The following is a 19,234-nucleotide window of genomic DNA, read 5'->3' on the forward strand; positions in this document are numbered from 1 at the left end:
GCCCTTCCCCATGTCCCCCCGTGACCGCTGCCCGGGCGCGTGCCGCCCGGGGTGGAGCGTCGATCAGCTGTGCGCCCCGGCCACCCGCGCGCCCGACCCGGCGACGCGCCGCAGCAGCAGGCTGACGTTCTGGCCGCCGAAGCCGAACGAGTTGGTCAGCGCGAACTCCGTGCCGCTCGGCCGGGCCCGCCCCCGGACGTGGTCCGCCGGGCAGTCCGGGTCCGGGTCGTCGAGGTGGTACGTCGGGGGCAGCAGGCCCGCGCCGAGCGCCAGCGCGCAGGCCGCCGCCTCCACCACCCCGGACGCGCCGAGGAGGTGCCCGGTGAGCGCCTTGGTGGAGCTGACCGGCACTCCACCGTCGCCGAAGACCTCGGCCAGCGCAGTCGTCTCGGCGACGTCCCCGAGTCTGGTTCCGGTGCCGTGGGCGTTGACGTAGCCGACGTCGCCCGCCGGCACTCCCCCGGCGGCCAGCGCCCGCCGCATGCACTCGGCCGCTCCCGCGCCGTCGGGGCGGGGCGCGGTCGGGTGGTACGCGTCGGTCGTCGCCCCGTACCCGACCACCTCGGCGTAGCCGGCGACGCCGCGCGCGGCGGCGTGCTCGGCGCGCTCCAGCACCAGCAGCGCCGCCCCCTCGGCCAGGACGAACCCGTTGCGCCGACGGTCGAACGGCCGGCTGGCCTCGGTCGGGTCGTCCCAGCCCCGGGCGAGGGCCCGGGCGTTGCCGAAGGTGTCGGCGAAGGTCGGGAACAGCGGCGCCTCACTGGCCCCGCAGACCACCACGTCGGCCTCGCCGGCGCGGATCAGCCGCACCGCGTCGGCGACCGACTGCGCCCCGGAGGCGCACGCCGTGCCGACCGAGGAGCTGTAGCCGCGGATGCCGTGCGCGATGGCGATCCGCGCCGCCGGCATGTTCGGCAGGATCCCGGTCAGCAGGTACGGGCTGACCGCGGCCCGACCCCGGGCGGTCCGGGCGATCACCTGCGACTCCAGGGTGGACATCCCGCCCACCCCGCCGACGATCACCCCGATCCGCCCCGGGTCGACGTCCCGGCCGACCTCGATGCCGGCGTCGGCGAGCGCGTCGGCGGCGGTGAGCAGGGCCAGCACCACGATCCGGTCCAGCACCTTGGTCTCCGGGCCGGAGGCGACCGTGCGCGGGTCGATCTCCGGCAGCAGCCCGGCGACCTCCAGCGACTCCCGCGCGGGGTGCCCCTCCGGCGGTCGGGTCAACCCCGACTTCCCGCTGGTCAACGCGTCGAAGGTGGCCGTCGCTCCCCGCCCGACGGGGCTGAACAGCCCCATCCCGGTGATGACGGCGCTCATGACGGTGACTCGCTCAGGTAGCGCTCGCGCAGCGCCACCTTGCGGACCTTGCCGGTGACGGTGACCGGGATGTCGTCGGCGCGCACCGGCACCACCCGGCGCAGGGTCGCCCCGACGTCCGCGCCGAGCGCCGCGCGCACCGCCGGGGTGCGGTCGGTGTCCGGGTCAACGCCGGCGGCCAGCTCCAGCAGCACGTCGGTGACCACCGTGTCGCCCTCGCGGACGATGACCACGGTGCAGTCGGTGACGTCGGGGCAGGCGGCGAGGATCCGCTCCTCCGACAGCGCGGTGAAGAACCACCGGCCGTCCCCGGCGTCGACCGAGTCGACCGCCCGGTCCAGGTGGTAGTAGCGGCCGTCGGCGTCGGCGTGGACCAGGTCGCCGGTGAGGTACCAGCCGCGCAGCCGGGACCGGTAGGTGGTGACCGAGTCGTTCCAGTAGCCGCGGAACAGCGACGGCGAGTCGATGCCGAGCCACCCCACCTGCCCGGGCGGCAGTTCGTTGCCCTCGGGATCGAGCACGGCGACCCGGGTGAACCGGTACGGGCGGCCCACGCAGCGGCCGTACCGGTCGGTGTCGACGGTGTGCGTGATGTGGAACATCGAGTGCCCCATCTCGCTGGAGCCGAGCCCGTCGATGAAGACCGAGCCGGGCACCCGGGTCACCCCGTCGCGGGTCATCACGTCCCGGGAGCCGACCGCGACCAGGCGGCGCACGTGCGGCTCGTGCGAGCAGTCTCCGGTGTTGAACCACAGCCGCACCGAGTCCAGGTCGTACCCGGACAGGTCGAAGCGGGCCAGCTCCGCCCAGGTGACGGAGAAGCCGAACACCCCGTCCGGACGCCACCGCTGGATGGCGTCGAGCACCCGCTCCCCGCCCTGCTCGGACAGGAGGAACATCTCCGCCCGGTTGCCCAGCGCCTGGTTGACCATCAGCACCGTCGCGGTGTGCGGGGCGGGCAGCGCGTTGAGGATGCGGCTGGTGCCCTGCGCCTGCGGCATGGACAGCAGGTGCCGGGTGGCGGCGAAGAGGCTGGCGTGCGAGTGCAGCACCGCCTTGGGCACCCCGGTCGTGCCGGAGGTGTGGGTGATGACGATCGGATCGTCGTCGTGGTGGCGGTAGTGCGCGGGGGCGGCTGCCGGGTCGCCGGCGCCGGCCTCGGCGGGCCGGCCGAGCAGCGGCGCGCCCAGGTCGTGGCCGGCGAGCAGGTCGACGTGCGCGGCGTCGGCGAGCACCCCGGCGGCCCGCAGCCGGCGGATGTACTCGGCGGCGATCTCCGGGCGCAGCTTGCCGTTCATCAGCGCCGGGATCGCGCCGAGGCGGGCCAGCGCCAGGAAGCTGAGCACCATGTCGGCGGCGCCGCCGGCCCAGACCGCCACCGGGTCGCGGGGGCGCACGCCCCGCTCGTGCAGCCAGGCGGCCCGGGCGGCGACCCGCTCGTCGAGCTGGCCCAGGGTCAGCGGCTGCTCGGCCGGGTGCCCGTCGACGGCGGTGTCGAAGGTCAACCCCGGCCCCTGCGGATCCGCCCCGTGCGCCAGCACCCGGGCGAGCACGTTGCCGGCGCCGATCTCGGTGTCGGCGGCGAGCGCCCCGCGCAGTCCCTTGGTCCTCATGGACTCGTTCCTCCCCCCAGCAGCACCGCGACCGCCCCGGTGGGGGCGCCGTCGGGTGCCTGTTCGATCAGGACCAGCAACGCCTCGTCGGCGTCGCCGTCGTGCAGCAGCAGTTCCGCCTCGGCGGTGGCGTCGGCCCGCAGGTCCCCCGTCGGGCTCAGGCACACCACCGGGCCGTCCAGTCCCCAGCGCGCCGCGACGTGCCCGGCGACGCTGTTCGGCACCGACTGGAAGAAGAACAGCGGCCCGATCCGGCCCCCGGCGGCGACCGCGGCCCGGACGTGCGCGGCGCTGGGCCGGTCCCCCGCCGCGCTGGCCAGCACCACCGCGCAGCGCACCTGCGGCGGGGCGGGACGCTCGCCGTACCGGCGGGTGAGGCAGCGTTCGGCGACCGCGGCCACCAGCGGGTGGAACGGCGAGTGCACGAACCCGGGCAGCGGCGGCGGATCACCGTCGCCGGGTTCGGGCCAGCGCGCCTCGGCCAGCAGCCGGGTCGTCGCCGACCCCGCGCTCACGGCGCGCCCACCAGCAGGGCGGTGTTCGCGCCGCCGAAGGCCGCGTTGAGGCTGAGCGCGTACGGGCTGCCGACGGGCCGGGGCGCGTCGGTGACCACGTCCAGCGGGCAGGCCTCGTCGGGGCCGAGCCAGCCGGCGTTGACCGGCAGTTTGCCGTGTCGCAGGGCCAGCACGGTGACCACCAGTTCGAGCAGGCCGGAGGCCTCCAGCGCGTGCCCGTGCAGCGACTTGGTGGAGCTGACCGGCACCCGGTCGGCGAGGTCGCCGAGGGCCAGCCGCAGCGCCGCCGCCTCGGAGGCGTCGCTGTACCCGGTGCCGGTGGCGTTGGCGTTGACGTAGCCCACCGCCTCGGCCGGCAGTCCGGCCCGGCCCAGCGCCGCCCCGACCGCCCGGGCCAGCCCGTGTCCGGTCGGATCCGGCTGGCACGGGTGGTACGCGTCCCCGGCCCGCCCCCAGCCGTGCAGGGCCGCGACCGGCTCCACGCCCCGGCGTCGGGCCGCCGACGCGGACTCCAGCACCAGCGCGGCCACCCCGTCGCCGAGCAGCAGGCCCTTGCGCCCGGCGCTGAACGGGCGTACGGCCCCGTCGGCGGCGAGCGCCCGACCGGCGTCGAAGAGCGCGAACTGGTCGGGCTCGACCAGGTACCCGGCGGCGACCACGACCCGTTCCCGGTCGCCCCGGCGGATCATGGCGGCGGCGTCGGCCACCGCCGTGCTCGCCGAGACGCAGGCGCTGGTGTAGGTCCGGGTCGGACCGCCGAGGCCGCAGACCCGGGCCAGGTGCGCGGCGAGCGCGGGCACCGGCGGCCCGCCGGGTACCGGTCGCCCGTCGTCCGGCCCGACGCTGCCGCCGAGGGCCCCGGTCGGGTCGCCGGTGCCTGCGATCCGGCCGACGGGCGTGCTCGCGGTCGTCCCGACCGGCCGGTCGTCGCGGAACGCCACGGGTTGGGACAGCGGGCCACCGTGGGTGGCCAGCAGCAGCCCCGACTCCGCCCGCTGGGCGGCGGTCAGGCCGGCCGCCCGGCAGGCGACGTCGATCGCGTCGGCCAACTCGTCGGGCAGCGTCCCGACGTCGGGCAGGGTCGCCGCGACGGTCACCCGGCGACCGGTGGTGTCGAATCGGCGTACCGGCCGGAACGCCGGTGCTCCGCAGAGCACACCGGCGAGCTGCGCGTCGGCGCCCCTGCCCAGGGCGCTGACCGCGTGCATTCCGGAGATCGGTACGGGCTCCCGCTCACCCATCTGCGGGGCTGGTCAGCGAGGTGCGGAACACCGCCAGGGCGTCGTCGACGGTACGGATCCCGGCGAGCTGGTCGTCGGTGAGGTCCATCCGCCGGTCGTAGCGCTGCTCGACCAGGTGCACGAGCCAGGCGAGTTCCATCGAGCCGACCCGGTGCGGCACCTGGTCGACGGGTTTCGCGGTCAGTTCGGCGAGCATGCTCACCAGGTCAGCTCGCCCCAGGTCGGGCTGACCGGACATCAGCGGTTGTCGCTGGTCGACCCGGCGACCCGGGCGGCGACCATGGTGGTGAACTCCCCGACGGTCATCAGGGCGAGCTTCTCCGACTCGTCGTCGGCGAACTTCACGCCGTAGCGGTCCTCGACCCGGACGGCCAGGTCGGCCAGGGCCAGGGACTCCAGGTCGACGCCGGACGGACCGAGGGTGGTCGTGTCGTCGATCTCCTCGACGTCGTAGTTCATGTCCTCGAGCTGCTCGATGACGAAGGTGCGGACCTCGTCTCGCATGGCTTTAACCTCTCTTCGTGGGCGAGCTACCGGTGTCCGGTCAGGACACCGTGCACGTGTGGGTCGGCCGTACCGCCGGCGGTCGGCCGGAGGTGGCGCGGCGGCTGTTGCGGCGCGCGGGGTCCGCGCTGCTCGGCCAGGTGGAGCGGGAGGTCGTGGTCGGTCACGCGCCGGACGGCCGGCCGTGGGTGCGGGCCGGGGCCGGCGTGCTGCCGGTGAGCGTCAGTCACGGCGACGGCGTGGTGGTGGTCGCCGCCCGCCGGGCCGGAGCGGTCGGGGTGGACGTCGAGCGGCGCCGCCGACTGCCCGCGGTGGCGCTGGCCCGCCGTTGGTACGCCCCGCCGGAGGTCGGCTGGCTGCACGGGCTGCCCGAGGACGACCGGGCGGACGGCTTCCTGCTGCTCTGGACGGCCAAGGAGGCGGTCGGCAAGGCGCTCGGCCGGGGGCTGCGCGACGGCGGGTCGCGGCGGCTCATGCCGGTGCCCGAGCAGCCCCGGTCGCTGCTGCGCCCGGTGCCCGGGCTGGCCGACGTCCGGGTCGGGCACCCGGCGGGCCCGCCGGAGCTGGTGCTGGCCGTCGCGGTCGCCGCGCCGGCCGGCGAGGTGGCCGTGCTCCTGCGCTAGCCCGCCGGTGCTCGGCTGCTCGCCCAGCGGGCCGGTCACGGGACGGCCGCCCGCAGCACGGGCACGGCCCGCACCAGCTTGCCGGTGGTGGTCCGGGGCAGCTGGTCGAGCAGGTGCAGGGTGCGCGGACGCTTGTAGCCGGCGAGCCGTTCGGCGAGCAGCTTCTCCAGCACCTCCTCCGACAGCGGCCCGTCGGGCTGCACGTAGGCGGTGATGCCGTCGTCGAAGACGACCACGGCGGCGGCGACCCCGGGCAGCGCGGCGAGGGTGGCCTCGACCTCGGTGAGGTCCACCTTCAGGCCACCGACGGAGACCTGCGAGTCGAGCCGGCCCTTGATGGTGACCAGGCCGGTGGCCGGGTCGACGATCCCGGCGTCGCGGGTGTGCAGCCAGCCGTCGGCCCACCGGCTGGGGTCGCTGAGCCCGACGTACGGCGAGGCGGGGCAGCTCACCTGGAGTTCGCCGCCGACCTCGCGCACCTCGATGCCGGGGGCCGGCACGATCGAGGGGCGGTGCCGGCCGTACAGGTCGGTGCCGATCACCCCGACCTCGGTCATCCCGTACATGTTGCCCAGCGGGACGCCGAAGCGGTCGGCGAACGCCTGCGCGGTCGCCGCCGGCACCAGCTCCCCGCCGGTGGTCATCCGCTTGAGCTGCGGCAGTGGGCCGTCCGCGCGGGTGGAGGCGAGCAGTCCGATGTGGAACGGCACGCCGAGCACGGTCGCCGGGGTGTCCTGCGCGCGGATCGCGGCGAGGATGGCGTCGCCGCCCAGCCGCTCCGGCGGGACCAGCTCGACGCCGGCGTGCAGGCCGTAGAGCAGGCCACCGACCAGGCCCAGCACGTGCACCATGGACGGCAGCAGGATGATCCGTTCGCCGGGCAGGGCCACCCCGTCGATGCGGGTGTAGCGGTGCACCTCGGCGACCAGGTCCGCGGCGGTGCGCCCGATCACCTTGGACGGGCCGGTGGAGCCGGAGCTGAGCTGGATCACCGCGTGCCCGCTGACGGCGGGGCGCGTCGAGTGCGTGCTGACGCCCTCGGTGACGTCGACGAAGATGCGCAGCGCGCCGCCGCCGCTGCGGACCGGGGCGACGACCACCTGCGGGGTGAGCCGCTCCAGCGCCCGGTCGACCTCGTGGTCGGTGAGCCGGTGGTCGAGCAGGATCGCCTGGGCGCCGCTGCGCCAGGTGGCCAACAGGTTCACCACGTACGCCAGCGAGGGCGGCAGCCGCAGCGCGGCGGCCCCACCGGCACGCAGTCCGGCGGCGGCCAGACGGGTCTGCGCATCGCCGACCAACCGCCGCAAGGTGCCGCGGTCGACCGGTTCCGGAAGTCGCAGACAAATGTCGGCCGCGGGCCCGGCGAGCAACACGTCGTCGACCCAGGACGGGTCCTGTGCCGTAAGATTTTCCGTCGGACGATCCATGGTCACTACCGCCCACCGCTCAGCGTCAAATGGGGCGTTATCCGCCCATCAAGTGCATCTTTCGGAGTGCTGTCGGAACCCTACGACAGCCCCGAGAACCATTGCTAGATGCAAATGGCTAGATCAAAAAAGGCGGCTGGCCGGATTGCCGACGCTCGATCGGACAGGCAGGATCGGGCGCGTACGGTGATCGTGCTGCCACTGTGGATGCATCATGCCCACATGCCCGGGCACGTCGGGTACGCCCGGCCAATACCCGACAGGACGGCCTCCCGGCGACCCGGACCCCGCGCCGCACCGCCGCCCGCGACAGCTTCCGTCCGATGTGGAGGTCGATGGCACCGCCCTGCCGGCGTGGCTGCTCGGCCCGCTGGGCACGCTGCTGGGGGTGCCCCCACCCGGGATCGTCGTGGAGAACGGCGCCACGGACTGCGTCCGCCCGGCGGGCAGCCAGATCGGCCCGGTCCTCACCGGCAACCTCGACGCCTTCGTCCACCCCGACGAGCAGGCAAGCCAGGTGACGCTCGGCGCCGGCCGGGCGGTCCTGCCGCTGACCGTCGCGCCGGCCCCGGCTCGCACGGCTCCGGCATGGCAGCCCACCTCGATCCACCACACCGGTGACGTGCTGTCGCACGGCGGCCACCGCTGGCGGGCCCAGTGGTGGCCGCAGAGCCGGGAGCCGGGCACCACCGGGCAGTACGGCGTCCGGGTCGACCTCGGCCCTGCTGGTCGCACGCCTGCGAGGGGCCCGCGCCGGACGGCCGGCGCGGGCCCACCGGCACCCCGGGCCGGAGGTCCGGCCCCCGGTCGCCGGCTCACCACCGGTCGGCCATCGCCGGTACGGCGCCGGGCGCGCATCCGGGCAGCTAGTGGGCGCCGCCCAGGTTGAGCACCACCACCCCGGCGACCACGAGGCCGACTCCCACCACCTTGGTGACGCTGAGCGGCTCGCCGAGGAAGACCGCGCCGATCGCGACGATCGCCGCCGTGCCCAGCCCCGACCACACCGCGTAGGCCACGCCGACCGGGATGTCCCGCACCGCCAGGGCGAGCATGCCGAAGGCGAACAGGTACGACCCGGCCAGGCCGAGGGTCGGCCAGAGCCGGGTGAACCCGTCGGTCGCCTTGAGCAGGCTGGTGCCGAGGACCTCGGCGGAGATCGCGAGCAGCAGGAAGACGTACGCCATGCCCGTCATCCTCGACGACGACCCACAGCCGGCCGTGCCTGACCAGCCATACCTCCGCCATCGACGCCGCCCGCCACACCGACGCCGACCGCGACGACGGCGACCGCGAGCGCAACGCCGGCGCCCGCGAGGGCACCTGACGCGCCACCACACCACACCACACCGCACCGACCGCACTCACTTTCAGAGAATGAGTGGCCATTTCTCCTCGGATAGCCACTCATTCTCTGAAAGTGCGGCCTCGAAGGCGGCGGGGGCGCGGGGTGCGGAGGCGGGGTGTGGAGGCGGGGGTAGGGGTTGGCGGGGAGGCGGGGAGGCGGCGATGGAAGGGTGGGGCATTGACGCATGTGTCAGAGTCGGCTCGCGCCCTCCCGCGGCCGCACCCGGCTGTGCGGCCCGGCACCGGATGACAGCGACAGTCGCTCACCCGGTGTGACGACGGGGCGAGCGCCGACACCCCCAGCCGATCCGCTTTGCTCTGCACCCACGGACGCGCCGGTCACGGAAAGTAGCACGACAGCGCGGTCGCACCCGACACTCCAACGAGTGAACCCCTGGTGATGGCGTTGGCGCGTCAGTGGGTGCAGAGCAAAGGACGCGCGACGCAGGGGCGGACCCCACCGGGCCGATGACGGGCCGTTACGACCCGGGCGGTGGCGGCCGACAGTGACCAACAGTGACGTCCGCACCGTCGGCCGCCACCGTGCGGAGCGGGGTGGCGGCGGCCGGTCAGACCCGGGCCACCTCCGGGGTCTGCGCGTGGATGACGAAGCGCAACGACCGGGCGTCGCTGAAGCACTCCCGCATCGGCCGCACCAGCTCCCGGTGCTCGGGACTGCGTTCCCACGCCTCGAAATCGGCCAGCGTCTCCCACTCGCTGGTGATCAACCACTGCTCCGGGTCGGCGGCCGAGCGGCACACCTGGTCCACCAGGTGTCCCGGCACGCCCTCGGCGACCAGGTGACGCACCGCCTCGTAGGCGTTCAGGAAGTCCGCCGTGCGGTCCTCGGCGACGCGTACCAGGAAGACGATCCGGGCTCGTTCCACGCTCATTCCGCTGCTCCTCTCGGTGCCGGTGGCGCCCCGCGCAGCACCAGCGCGCTGTTGAAACCGTCGAACCCCCGCGCGCAGACCAACGCCAGCCGGCTGCGCGGCTGCCGGGGCGTACGCAGGAAGTCCAGCTCGCAACCCGGCGCCGGCTCACGGGGGCCGGCGGAGGCGGGCAGCGTGTCGTGGTGGAAGGCGAGCAGCGCGGTCGCCACGTCCAGCGCGGAGCCGCCCTGGTGGGCGCGGCCGGTCAGCGGCTTGTGGGTGCTCACCGGCGGCGGCCGGTCACCGAAGACCGTACGCAGGGCCTCGGCCTCGGCCCGGTCGTAGCGGGGCACCCCGAGGGCGTCGGGCAGGACCACGTCCACCTCGTCCGCGTCGACACCGGAGCGGTCCAGGGCCAGCCGCATCGCCCGGGCGTAACGGTCCGGGTCGCCCGCGCCGTCCGGGCCGGTGTGCGCCGCGTCGTGGGTGGCCCCCCAACCGGTCACCTCGCCGTAGACCCGGGCGCCCCGGGCCAGGGCGTGCCCCAGCTCCTCCACCACGAACACCGCCCCGCCCTCGGCGGGCACGTAGCCCCCGGCGGTGCGGTCGAACGGCCGGTACGCCGACTCCGGATCGGAGACGTCGCTGAGCAGGCCGGAGCGGAGCTGGCAGGCCAGCGCGTACGGGCTCAGCGGGCACTCGGTCGCGCCGGCGAGGACCACCGGCGTGCCCCGGCGCACGGTGCGCACCGCGTGGGCGAGGCTGTCCAGCCCGCCGGCGGACTCGGCGACCAGCACCCCGCACGGCCCCTTGAACTGGTGGTGGATGGAGAGCTGCCCGACGCTTGCCGCGTAGAACCAGGCGATCGACTGGTACGCCCCGACGGTGCGGCTGGCGCCGCCCCACAGCCGTTGCAGCTCCCGCTGCCCGAACAGGTTGCCCCCCGACGAGCTGGCCAGGGTGACCGCCCAGCCGTACGGGTCGGGGGCCCGCTCGGGCAGCCCGGCGTCGGCGAGCGCGAGCCTGGTGGCGGCGAAGCCCAGGTGTGTCCAGCGGTCGGTCTGCACGAGCTGCCGGGCGTCGGCGTACGCCGACGGGTCGAACCCGGGCACCTCCCCGGCCACCCGGGTCGGGTAGCCGGCCGGGTCGAACAGGGTGATCGGCCCGGTGCGCCGGGTGCCCTCGACCACCGTGCGCCAGTGCGCGTCGACGCCGACGCCGCTGGGCGCCACCACGCCGATCCCGGTGACCACCGCCCGGACGCTCACGCGGGCACCGCCAGCCGGCGGAAGACCATCGCGGACTGGAACCCACCGAAGCCGCTGCCCACCGACAGCGCCACGTCCACCGGGGTCTCCCGGGCCACGTTCGGCACGTAGTCCAGGTCGCACTCCGGGTCCCGGGTGGCCCAGTTGGCCGTCGGTGGCACCACCCCGTACTCGATGGCCAGCGCGCAGGCGGCCATCTCGATCGAGCCGATCGCGCCGAGCGAGTGCCCGACCATCGACTTGATCGAGCTGATCGGCACCCGGTACGCCGCCTCGCCGAGCGCCCGCTTGAACGCCGCCGTCTCGTGCCGGTCGTTCTGCCGGGTGCCGGAGCCGTGCGCGCTGATGTACGACACGTCCTGCGGGGACAGCCGCGACTGGCGCAACGCGTCGGTGATGGCCAGCCCCATCTCCACCCCGTCCGGGCGCAGCCCGGTCATGTGGAAGCCGTTGGCGCGGGTGGCGTACCCGGACAGCTCGCAGTAGACGTGCGCGCCCCGGCGGCGGGCGTGCTCCCACTCCTCCAGCACCAGCACCGCGGCGCCCTCGGCGAGGACGAAGCCGTGCCGGTCGGCGTCGAACGGGCGTGAGGCGTGCGCCGGGTCGTCGTTGTCCGGGCTGGTCGCCTTGATCGCGTCGAACGAGGCGACGGTGACCGGGGAGATCGGCGAGTCCGACGCGCCGGCCAGCACGACGTCGGCCTCGCCGTCGACGATGAGCTGGTGGGCGTAGCCGATGGCGTCGATGCCGGAGGTGCAGCCGGTGGAGATCACCTGGGCGGGGCCGTGCAGGCCGTGCCGCACGGCCACGTCGGCGGCGAGGCTGCTCGGCACCAGCGCCGGATAGAGGTACGGCCCGCCGAGGGTGTGGTCGACCAGCCACCGCCGGCCGGAGTCGCTGACCCGCACGTACTCCTGCTCCAGGGCCATGGTGCCGCCCACGGCGGTGCCGAGCACCACCCCGGTGACCTCCCGCTCGGCGTCGGTGAGCTCCAGGCCGCTGTCGGCCAGCGCCTCGGTGGAGCAGGCCAGCGCGAACTGCACGTACCGGTCGGCGCGCTGCCGCTCGGCCAGGGTGATGCCGGCGGCGTCGGGGTCGAAGTCGCACTCGGCGGCGATCTGGGAGCGGAACGGCGACGGGTCGAAGAAGCTGATCCGCCGGGTGGCCGTACGCCCCTCGGTCACGGTCTTCCAGAAGCGGTCCCGGGTGACGCCGCCCGGCGCGACCACCCCGACGCCGGTGACGACCGTGCGGCGCCCGGTCACGACCCGCCCCGCTGTTCGACCAGTTCGGTGTCGACGTGGCCCAGTTCCGGGCGCGGGGCCAGCGGCCCGAGGTGGAAGACCACCTCGGCCGTCGCGTCGCCGGTGTTGCGCAACCGGTGGCGCACGTTGCGCGGCACGAACAGCGCCTGCCCGCCGGCCAGCTCGACCGGCTCGTCGTCCAGGTCGACGGTGATGTCGCCGCGCGCGACGTACAGGAACTCCTCGCTGTAGGGGTGGTAGTGCTCGGCGATCCGCTCCCCGGGGGCGAGCGTCGCCACCCCCATGAACCCGGAGGTGCTGCCGACGGTGCGCGGGCCGAGCAGGACCCGCAGCTCGCCGCCGCGCCGCCGGTCCGCGGCGACGTCGCGGGCGGCCACCGGGCCGGTGGTGATCTCGGTCATCGGGTGCCTCCCGGGTACGCCTGCTCGATCTTGTCCTTGATGACGGCGAGCTGGATCCTGCTGTTGGTGTTGATCCGCTCGGTCATGCCGGCGTCGTCCACCGGCGCGCCCGGCTTCATCGCGAAGTCCTGCACCCAGGTCATCCGGGTGCCCTCGGGCTCCTCGGTGTAGCTCCAGTGGATCCGCATGTACTCGAACGGCCCGGTCTCCACCCGGTGCGCCCGCACCTGCCGGGTCTGCGGGTCGGCGGTGCGTTCGCTGACCCAGCTCCAGGAGATCCCGTTCTCGTCGGGGTGCATGGTGAGCCGGAAGCGCACCGTGTCGCCGTCGCGGTGCAGGATCTCCACCGCGGCGTACTCGGTGAACAGCTGCGGCCAGCCGGCCACGTCGTTGGTGACGTCCCAGACCAGGGGCAGCGGGGCGGCGATGACGATGCTGTTCTCGGTGTGCCCGACGCTGTCCCCGGTGTCGCCGGCGCTCTGCTCGGCCGGCCCGGCCGGCCGGGCGCCCCGGGCGACGAGGTCGGCCACGGCGGGGATGCTGAGCTGCCCGGCCTGTTCGGGGATCTGCACCCGCCACCGGTCGGCGACCACGGCGGAGAGTTCCAGCAGGGCCAGGGAGTCCATGCCCAGTTCCTCCAGCGAGGCGGCGGGCGCGCGGGCGGCCGCGTCGGCGTCCAGGCCGCAGTGCGCCACCAGGATGTCGGTGATCTCGGTGGTGAGTGGCTGGCCGTGCGTGACGGTCATCGTTCCTCCTCGGTCGCGGTCAGGACGGACGGGCGGCCGGCGCCGTGGGTGGCGGCGACCGGACGGGTGGACGGCGGGGGCCCGGCGGGCTCCGGCGCGACGGCGCCGCGCAGCGACGGCACGGCCGGGCGCAGCGGCGGTGGCGCGGCCGGGCGCAGCGGCGGTGGCGCGGCCGGGCGCAGCGGCGGTGGCGCGGCCGGGCGCAGCGGCGGTGGCGCGGACGGGCACGGCCCGGCCGGCGCGGCGGACACCGGCGGCGCGGCGGACGAACGCGCGGCGTCCGCGGGCTCCGATCGGGGTACGGCCGGACGCGGCACGTCGACCGGCCCCGCGAGCACGGACCCCGGCACGTCGGCGGGTTCCGCGGGCGGCACGTCGGCGGGCTGCGGGCGTGGCGCGGGCGGGCGGTCGGCGCCGAGCATCCGGTCGACCAGGGCGGTGGTGTGCCGGGCGGCGCGGAACTCCGGATCGTCGAGGACCCGCTGGACGAAGGGGATGGTGGTGCGCACCCCCGGTCCGGCGATGTCGAACTCGGCCAGGGCGCGGTCCAGCCGGCGCAGCGCCAGGTCCCGGTCGGGCGCCCAGACGGCGACCTTGGCCAGCAGCGAGTCGTAGTGCGGGCCGACCAGGTAGCCCGGGTGGCCGTGGGTGTCGACCCGGGTGAACGGGCCACCGGGCGGGACGAAACGGTCCAGCCGGCCCGGGGTCGGCGCGAAGTCGCGGTACGGGTCCTCGACGTTGACCCGGCACTCCACGGCCACCCCGTGCAGGCGCACGTCCTCCTGCCGGATGCGCAGCGGCAACCCGGCGGCGACGTGCAACTGCTCGTGCACCAGGTCGATCCCGGTGATCATCTCGGTGACCGGGTGCTCGACCTGGATCCGACAGTTGATCTCCAGGAAGTGGAACCGTTCCTCGGCGTCGACCAGGAACTCGACCGTGCCCACCCCGGCGAAGCCGACCTCCAGCGCGCCGTGCAGCGCGATCCGTGCGATCGCGTCCAGGGTCGCGGCGGACAACGCCGGAGCCGGGGCCTCCTCCACCAGCTTCTGGTGCCGCCGCTGCACCGAGCAGTCCCGGGTGCCCAGGTGCACGCCGTTGCCGTGCCGGTCGCAGAGGATCTGCACCTCGACGTGCCGGGCCTCGGTCAGGTACCGCTCGACGTACACCCGGTCGTCACCGAAGGCGGCCTGCGCGGCGGCCCGGGTGCGCGCGTACGCCCGGGACAGCTCGGCCGCGCCGCGGACCACGGTCATCCCCCGTCCCCCGCCGCCGGCGGCGGCCTTGACGATCACCGGGTAGCCCACCTCGGCGGCGATCTCGGCGGCGCGGGCGGCGTTCGACACCGGGCTGACGCTGCCCGGCGGCAACGGCAGCCCGGCCCGGCTCATCAGCGCCCGAGCCGAGGACTTGTCGGCCAGGGCGGCCATCACCTGCGGCGGCGGCCCGATGAAGGTCAGCCCGTTGTCGGCGCAGATCTCGGCGAAGTCGGCGTCCTCGGAGAGGAACCCGTAGCCGGGGTGCACCGCGTCCGCGCCGACCAGCCGGGCGGCCTCGACGATCGCGGCGGCGTTGAGGTAGCTGCGCCGGCTCAGCGCCGGCCCGATCAGCACCGCCTGGTCGGCCAGGCGCACCGCCGCCGAGTCGGCGTCGGCGGTGGAGTAGACGACCGCCGTACGGATGCCCAGCTCACGGCAGGCGCGCAGCACCCGCACCGCGATCTCGCCCCGGTTCGCGACCAGCACTGTGGAGAACATCCGCACCACCTCACGCCGGGTCGAGCGCGACCAGCGGCTGGTCGTACTCCACCGGCCGGCCGTCGTCGACGAGGATCTCGACCACCCGACCGGCCCGCTCGGCGGTCACCTCGTTCATCAGCTTCATCGCCTCCACGATCCCCACCACCTGACCCGGCCGGACCGTGTCGCCGACGCGGACGAACGGCGCGGCGCCCGGCTCGGGCGCCCGGTAGAAGGTGCCGACGATCGGGGAGCGCACCTCGATCCGGCCGGACGCGGCCACCGGCGCGGCGGGCGGGGCCGGCGCAGTGCCCGGGGACGGTGGCTCCGGGACCCGGACCGGCTCCGCCGTGGCGGCGGCCCCGTGCCACTCGACCTCCAGCACGGTGTCCCCGCTGCGCAGCCGCACCCGCCGCAGCGGGCCGGCGACCTCGGCGACGAGCTGCCGGGCGTGCCGGCGCAACCCGGCCAGCACGGCGTCCACGTCCGGGGCCACCGCCGCGTCGTCGGCCTCGGTGGCCACGGCGTCGGCCGGGACGGTGCCGGCGCTCACCGGGCACCCGCCCGTACGCCGGTGCGGGCGGCGCCGAAGCGCCGGAAACGCTGCCGGCGACGACGCACCAGGGTCGCCCTCGGCACGTCCAGCAGCGGCACCAGGTGGGCCAGCACCGCCTCGCGCAGCAGCCGCGCGGCGGCCTCCGGATCGTGGTGGGCGCCCGGCGCCGGCTCCGCGACGACGTCGTCGACGACGCCGAGTCGGCACAGGTCCGGCGCGGTCAGCCGCAGCGCGCGGGCCGCCTGCGGGGCGGCGCCCCGGTCCGGCCACAGGATCGCCGCGCAGCCCTCCGGGCTGATCACCGAGTAGACCGCGTGCTGGAGCATCAGCACCCGGTCGGCGACCGCCAGGGCCAGCGCGCCACCACTGCCCCCCTCACCGGTGATCACCGCGACGACCGGGGTGGGCAGCACACTGAGCGACAGGATGTTCTCCGCGATGGCCGCCGCCTGGCCCTGCTCCTCGGCGTCGACGCCCGGGTCCGCCCCGGGGGTGTCCACCAGGGTCACCACCGGCAGTCCGAGGCGGGCCGCGAGCCGCATCAGCCGCAGCGCCTTGCGGTGCCCGGCCGGGCTGGCCATGCCGAAGTTCCGCGCGACCAGCTCACCGGTGGTGTGCCCCTTCTGGTGGCCGATCACCATGACGTGCCGGCCGTCGAGCCGGGCCAGCCCGCCGACCACGGCCGGGCAGTCCCCGCCGAGCCGGTCGCCGTGCAGCTGGACGAACCCGTCGAAGGCGGTGTCCAGGTAGTCCAACGTGGTCGGCCGGCCGGGATGCCGGGCCAGCCGGACCGTCTCCCAGGCGTCCCGGGCCTCGGCCGGCGGGGCCGGGCGGGCCGGGGGGTCGGCCGGGCACTCCGGCCCCGGCGGCGGCTGCTGCCCGGGGACGCCCGGCGCGCGGCGGCCGGCCTCGGCGGCGGCCAGCAGCGCCACCAGCCGACCGCGCAACGCGTGCCGGGGCACCACCATGTCGACCTGGCCCTGGCGCAGCAGGAACTCGGCGGTCTGGAACCCCTCGGGCAGCTCCCGACCGGTGACCTGCCGGATCACCCGGGGCCCGGCGAAGCCCATCCGCGCCCCGCTCTCGGCGAGCACCACGTCGGTGTTGGTGGCGAACGACGCGGCCACGCCCCCGTACGTGGGATCGGTGAGCACGCTGACGGTGAGCAGCCCCGCCTCCCGCAGGCCGGCGACGGCCTGGCTGACGGTGGCCATCTGCATCAGCGACAGTGCGCCCTCCTGCATCCGCGCCCCGCCGGAGGCGGTGACCAGCACCAGCGGCAGCCGCTCGGCCAGGGCCCGTTCGGCGGCGCGGGTGATCAGCTCGCCGACCGCCGAGCCGAGGCTGCCGCCGAGGAACCGGAAGTCCATCACGGCCAGCGCGCACCGGTGCCGGCCGATGGTCGCGGTGCCGCAGACCACCGCCTCGGCCAGCCCGGTGCCGGCCCGGGCGGCGCTGAGCCGGTGCGGGTACGGCAGCACGTCGACGAAGCCGATCGGGTCCACCTCGGCCGCCCGCTCCGGCAACGGGGTGAACGACCCCGGGTCGACCAGCTGGGCCACCCGCTCGGGCGCGTCGAGGCGGGCGTGCTCGCCGCACTCGGGACACACGTCGAGGTTGCGGCGCAGCCGCTTGCGGTACAGCAGCGTGGCGCAGCCGCCGCAGCGGGACCAGAGCTGCCCCTCGCGAGGGGCGGTGGCGGTCACGACCGCCGCCCGACAGCGGTGGCGTCGAAGCGGTAGAAGCAGCGGGCCATCGCGTCGCGCGGCTCCCGCCACGTCGGCAGGTACGGCGAGACGTAGGGCCGCAGCCGCTCGCTGACCCGGACGAACTCGGGATGGCCCCGGGCCGCCTCGACCGCCGCGTGCGTCGGCGTGTCCGTCTCCAGCAGGTGCACGTACAGGTCGTGCAGCCGGTAGAGCGACCGGTGCCGGACCCCGACCAGCCCGGGCAGCTCGGTCGCGTCGGACTCCGCGAAGATCTCGGCGACGCGCGCCTCGGCGGTCGGGACCACCTTCGCGACGATCAGCGAACGGTCCATGGATGGGCCTCCCCCCACGGCCGCCGGCACGGTGTGCACCGCGCCGGCCGGGCCGGACGACTGGCGTCACGATGCGCCGGGGCCCGTCACGGGGGCGTCAACGACCACCCACCAAAGGCGACAGTTGGTGACGGTGCGTTGACGCAACCTGTGTATGAGCTGTGCGAAGATCCATTGCCCCGCCATCCCCTCTGACCAGTTCAGAGTGGCATTCACGGAAGCGCCCTGACCTGCGCCTGAGCAACAGCAACATTGACCGAGAGTGACCACGATTGATAATCTTCGTCACGGTCAGCCCGGTGGCCGCGGCGCGACGCCGCGCCGCGGCGCGAGCAACGCCGACAGTGGAGTCATGGGCAGCCGCGCCGGGGACACAGAATCGGGACCAGGGTTCCACAGGGGGTGCCGCGTGGCCGCTGATCCGTCGAGGCCGACCACCGGGCCACGCCCCGGCACACCGATCTCGCTGCACCTGCTCGGCGGCTTCCAGCTGCAGCACGGCGACCTGCCGATCGTGGTGCCCCGCGGTCTGCAACGGGTGATCGCGCTGATCGGCCTGCGCCCCGGCGCCACCCGCAGCCACCTGGCCGGCCTGCTCTGGCCCGACGCGCTGGAGGAACGCGCCCTGTCGTCCCTGCGCACCGCCCTGTGGCGGCTGCGCCAGGACCCCTGCTGCCCGCTGCTCACCAGCGGCGACACCGTCCGCCTCGACCCGGCCGTCCAGGTCGACGTGGACGCCCTCGTCGGCACGGCCGCCCGAGTCCGTGACGGTGACGACCCGTGCACCGCCGCGGCCCTCGCCGCCGGCCGCCACGACCTGCTCCCCGGCTGGTACGACGACTGGGTGCTCGCCGACCGGGAACGGCTGCGCCAGCTACGCCTGCACATGCTGGAGGACCTGGCCGACCAGCACCTGGCCGCCGGGCGGCACGGCGAGGCCCTCGAGGCCGCCCTGGAGGCGATGGCCGCCGAGCCGCTGCGCGAGACCCCGCACCGCCTGGTGGTCCGCATCCACCTCGCCGAGGGCAACGCCTTCGAGGCCGTGCACGCCTTCTACGTCTACCGCGACCTGCTCCTGCGCGAGCTGCGGCTGGAGCCGTCCACCGCGATGACCGCCCTGCTGCAGGACACCCTCGCCCCCATCCGCGAGGCCACCCGGGAGCGCGCCGGCGGCCCCGGCCGGGCCCCGGGCGCCCGCCTCGCCCCCCGTACCCCCTGACCCACGCTCCCGGTCGGCCATGCCCGCGCGGGGCGTGGTCGAGCGTGACCACCGGCCGCCGTGGGCCGGGGCGTCACCGGGGGACGGCCAGGAGTGACGGCCAGGTGACACACGGCGGGCAGGGTGGGGCGCACAGCAGTCCGTGGCGTCCGAACTGGGCGGAGCCACCGGCGAGAGGGGTCCCCATGAGTCGTCTACTGATCGTCAGCAGGATCATCCCCGGCTCGGAGGGGCGGGTGGCGCAGATCTTCGCCGAATCCGACGCCACCGAGCTGCCCGCCCTGACCGGTGTCCGGCACCGGTCCCTGTACTGCCTGCACGACCTGTGCGTGCACCTGATGGAGACCGAGGACGTGGACCCGGACGCGTTGGCCGAGGCCCGCAACCATCCGCTCTACCTCCAGGTCAACGAACGCCTCTCCGCGCACACCTCGCCGTACCTGCCGACCTGGCGCTCGCCGCGCGACGCGATCGCCGGCTGCTTCTACCGCTGGGACGCCGCCGACGTGCCGTCGCCGCGGCCGGCCGGATGAC

General features: G+C 75.3%; 20 protein-coding genes and 1 pseudogene. 4 read left to right on the forward strand and 17 right to left on the reverse strand.

Going from position 1 to position 19,234, the window contains the following annotated elements:
• Positions 1-63 precede the first annotated feature (63 nt).
• The 6 genes from GA0070614_RS04655 to GA0070614_RS04680 are packed head-to-tail and all read right to left on the reverse strand — an operon-like array spanning position 64 to position 5,196.
• Positions 64-1,323 (reverse strand): beta-ketoacyl-[acyl-carrier-protein] synthase family protein, encoded by a 1,260-nt coding sequence (locus tag GA0070614_RS04655; protein WP_088974799.1) that lies wholly within the window; start codon positions 1,321-1,323, stop codon positions 64-66.
• A complete protein-coding gene (locus GA0070614_RS04660) occupies positions 1,320-2,936 on the reverse strand; it encodes a class I adenylate-forming enzyme family protein (RefSeq protein WP_088974800.1) in 1,617 nt (538 codons plus the stop codon). The genes GA0070614_RS04655 and GA0070614_RS04660 overlap by 4 nt, the downstream gene beginning before the upstream one ends.
• The gene (locus GA0070614_RS04665) at positions 2,933-3,451 is read right to left on the reverse strand and encodes a beta-ketoacyl synthase chain length factor (protein WP_231933530.1); all 519 of its coding nucleotides are present in this window, start codon (positions 3,449-3,451) and stop codon (positions 2,933-2,935) included. The genes GA0070614_RS04660 and GA0070614_RS04665 overlap by 4 nt, the downstream gene beginning before the upstream one ends.
• The gene (locus tag GA0070614_RS04670; protein WP_088974801.1) at positions 3,448-4,692 is read right to left on the reverse strand and encodes a beta-ketoacyl-[acyl-carrier-protein] synthase family protein; all 1,245 of its coding nucleotides are present in this window, start codon (positions 4,690-4,692) and stop codon (positions 3,448-3,450) included. Before GA0070614_RS04670 ends, GA0070614_RS04665 begins: the two co-directional genes overlap by 4 nt.
• Positions 4,685-4,930 carry a hypothetical protein gene (locus GA0070614_RS04675; protein WP_088974802.1) on the reverse strand — a complete coding sequence of 82 codons (246 nt, stop codon included), beginning with the start codon at positions 4,928-4,930 and terminating at the stop codon, positions 4,685-4,687. Before GA0070614_RS04675 ends, GA0070614_RS04670 begins: the two co-directional genes overlap by 8 nt.
• Positions 4,930-5,196, reverse strand: coding sequence for an acyl carrier protein (locus GA0070614_RS04680; protein WP_088974803.1), 267 nt, complete (start codon positions 5,194-5,196; stop codon positions 4,930-4,932). Before GA0070614_RS04680 ends, GA0070614_RS04675 begins: the two co-directional genes overlap by 1 nt.
• A 17-nt stretch (positions 5,197-5,213) precedes the next feature.
• On the opposite strand from GA0070614_RS04680, the gene GA0070614_RS04685 reads away from it, so the two are divergent.
• Positions 5,214-5,819, forward strand: coding sequence for a 4'-phosphopantetheinyl transferase family protein (locus GA0070614_RS04685; protein ID WP_088974804.1), 606 nt, complete (start codon positions 5,214-5,216; stop codon positions 5,817-5,819).
• Between the two features lie 35 nt (positions 5,820-5,854).
• Here GA0070614_RS04685 and GA0070614_RS04690 read toward each other — a convergent pair whose 3' ends face one another.
• Positions 5,855-7,246: a class I adenylate-forming enzyme family protein gene (locus GA0070614_RS04690; protein WP_088979214.1), complete on the reverse strand. Its 1,392-nt coding sequence runs from the start codon at positions 7,244-7,246 to the stop codon at positions 5,855-5,857.
• A gap of 325 nt (positions 7,247-7,571) precedes the next feature.
• Between GA0070614_RS04690 and GA0070614_RS04695 the strand changes: the two genes are divergently transcribed.
• Positions 7,572-8,135, forward strand: coding sequence for a hypothetical protein (locus tag GA0070614_RS04695; protein WP_172892369.1), 564 nt, complete (start codon positions 7,572-7,574; stop codon positions 8,133-8,135).
• Here the strand turns inward: GA0070614_RS04695 and GA0070614_RS04700 are convergent.
• The 10 genes and pseudogenes from GA0070614_RS04700 to GA0070614_RS04745 form a co-directional block, all read right to left on the reverse strand.
• On the reverse strand, positions 8,113-8,433 hold the full coding sequence (locus tag GA0070614_RS04700; RefSeq protein ID WP_088974806.1) for a DMT family transporter: 321 nt from the start codon (positions 8,431-8,433) through the stop codon (positions 8,113-8,115). The two genes, GA0070614_RS04695 and GA0070614_RS04700, sit on opposite strands and share 23 nt — an antisense overlap.
• A gap of 729 nt (positions 8,434-9,162) precedes the next feature.
• Positions 9,163-9,486 carry an antibiotic biosynthesis monooxygenase family protein gene (locus tag GA0070614_RS04705; protein WP_088974807.1) on the reverse strand — a complete coding sequence of 108 codons (324 nt, stop codon included), beginning with the start codon at positions 9,484-9,486 and terminating at the stop codon, positions 9,163-9,165.
• Complete coding sequence (locus GA0070614_RS04710; RefSeq protein WP_088974808.1) at positions 9,483-10,733, reverse strand: beta-ketoacyl synthase N-terminal-like domain-containing protein; 1,251 nt, start codon at positions 10,731-10,733, stop codon at positions 9,483-9,485. Before GA0070614_RS04710 ends, GA0070614_RS04705 begins: the two co-directional genes overlap by 4 nt.
• Positions 10,730-11,998 carry a beta-ketoacyl-[acyl-carrier-protein] synthase family protein gene (locus tag GA0070614_RS04715; RefSeq protein WP_088974809.1) on the reverse strand — a complete coding sequence of 423 codons (1,269 nt, stop codon included), beginning with the start codon at positions 11,996-11,998 and terminating at the stop codon, positions 10,730-10,732. The genes GA0070614_RS04710 and GA0070614_RS04715 overlap by 4 nt, the downstream gene beginning before the upstream one ends.
• Entirely contained in the window at positions 11,995-12,399 is a 405-nt protein-coding gene (locus tag GA0070614_RS04720) for a cupin domain-containing protein (RefSeq protein WP_088974810.1), read from the reverse strand. The genes GA0070614_RS04715 and GA0070614_RS04720 overlap by 4 nt, the downstream gene beginning before the upstream one ends.
• Positions 12,396-13,145 carry an SRPBCC family protein gene (locus tag GA0070614_RS04725; protein ID WP_088974811.1) on the reverse strand — a complete coding sequence of 250 codons (750 nt, stop codon included), beginning with the start codon at positions 13,143-13,145 and terminating at the stop codon, positions 12,396-12,398. Before GA0070614_RS04725 ends, GA0070614_RS04720 begins: the two co-directional genes overlap by 4 nt.
• A 389-nt stretch (positions 13,146-13,534) precedes the next feature.
• A pseudogene (locus GA0070614_RS04730) lies at positions 13,535-14,902 on the reverse strand (acetyl-CoA carboxylase biotin carboxylase subunit); the annotation flags it as partial.
• Positions 14,903-14,912: 10 nt separating this feature from the next.
• The gene (accB, locus tag GA0070614_RS04735) at positions 14,913-15,407 is read right to left on the reverse strand and encodes an acetyl-CoA carboxylase biotin carboxyl carrier protein (protein ID WP_231933658.1); all 495 of its coding nucleotides are present in this window, start codon (positions 15,405-15,407) and stop codon (positions 14,913-14,915) included.
• Positions 15,408-15,433: 26 nt separating this feature from the next.
• Positions 15,434-17,146 carry an acetyl-CoA carboxylase carboxyltransferase subunit alpha gene (locus GA0070614_RS04740; RefSeq protein WP_088974813.1) on the reverse strand — a complete coding sequence of 571 codons (1,713 nt, stop codon included), beginning with the start codon at positions 17,144-17,146 and terminating at the stop codon, positions 15,434-15,436.
• Positions 17,143-17,481, reverse strand: a complete 339-nt coding sequence (locus tag GA0070614_RS04745) for a TcmI family type II polyketide cyclase (RefSeq protein ID WP_088974814.1) — start codon at positions 17,479-17,481, stop codon at positions 17,143-17,145. The genes GA0070614_RS04740 and GA0070614_RS04745 overlap by 4 nt, the downstream gene beginning before the upstream one ends.
• 409 nt (positions 17,482-17,890) lie before the next feature.
• Between GA0070614_RS04745 and GA0070614_RS04750 the strand changes: the two genes are divergently transcribed.
• Both GA0070614_RS04750 and GA0070614_RS04755 read left to right on the forward strand, forming a co-directional pair.
• Positions 17,891-18,700: an AfsR/SARP family transcriptional regulator gene (locus tag GA0070614_RS04750; protein WP_088974815.1), complete on the forward strand. Its 810-nt coding sequence runs from the start codon at positions 17,891-17,893 to the stop codon at positions 18,698-18,700.
• Positions 18,701-18,885: 185 nt separating this feature from the next.
• A complete protein-coding gene (locus GA0070614_RS04755; RefSeq protein WP_088974816.1) occupies positions 18,886-19,233 on the forward strand; it encodes a TcmI family type II polyketide cyclase in 348 nt (115 codons plus the stop codon).
• The last annotated feature ends 1 nt before the right edge of the window (position 19,234 follow it).

Origin of the sequence: Micromonospora coxensis (assembly GCF_900090295.1) — a bacterium.
Classification (GTDB): Bacteria; Actinomycetota; Actinomycetes; order Mycobacteriales; family Micromonosporaceae; genus Micromonospora; species Micromonospora coxensis.

Excerpts from the sequence above, each read along its gene's own strand:
- GA0070614_RS04655 (WP_088974799.1), bottom strand. The coding sequence starts at position 1,323 with ATGAGCGCCGTCATCACCGGGATGGGGCTGTTCAGCCCCGTCGGGCGG.
- GA0070614_RS04660 (WP_088974800.1), bottom strand. The coding sequence starts at position 2,936 with ATGAGGACCAAGGGACTGCGCGGGGCGCTCGCCGCCGACACCGAGATC.
- GA0070614_RS04670 (WP_088974801.1), bottom strand. The coding sequence starts at position 4,692 with ATGGGTGAGCGGGAGCCCGTACCGATCTCCGGAATGCACGCGGTCAGC.
- GA0070614_RS04675 (WP_088974802.1), bottom strand. The coding sequence starts at position 4,930 with ATGTCCGGTCAGCCCGACCTGGGGCGAGCTGACCTGGTGAGCATGCTC.
- GA0070614_RS04680 (WP_088974803.1), bottom strand. The coding sequence starts at position 5,196 with ATGCGAGACGAGGTCCGCACCTTCGTCATCGAGCAGCTCGAGGACATG.
- GA0070614_RS04690 (WP_088979214.1), bottom strand. The coding sequence starts at position 7,246 with ATGGATCGTCCGACGGAAAATCTTACGGCACAGGACCCGTCCTGGGTC.
- GA0070614_RS04700 (WP_088974806.1), bottom strand. The coding sequence starts at position 8,433 with ATGGCGTACGTCTTCCTGCTGCTCGCGATCTCCGCCGAGGTCCTCGGC.
- GA0070614_RS04705 (WP_088974807.1), bottom strand. The coding sequence starts at position 9,486 with ATGAGCGTGGAACGAGCCCGGATCGTCTTCCTGGTACGCGTCGCCGAG.
- GA0070614_RS04720 (WP_088974810.1), bottom strand. The coding sequence starts at position 12,399 with ATGACCGAGATCACCACCGGCCCGGTGGCCGCCCGCGACGTCGCCGCG.
- GA0070614_RS04725 (WP_088974811.1), bottom strand. The coding sequence starts at position 13,145 with ATGACCGTCACGCACGGCCAGCCACTCACCACCGAGATCACCGACATC.
- GA0070614_RS04745 (WP_088974814.1), bottom strand. The coding sequence starts at position 17,481 with ATGGACCGTTCGCTGATCGTCGCGAAGGTGGTCCCGACCGCCGAGGCG.
- GA0070614_RS04755 (WP_088974816.1), top strand. The coding sequence starts at position 18,886 with ATGAGTCGTCTACTGATCGTCAGCAGGATCATCCCCGGCTCGGAGGGG.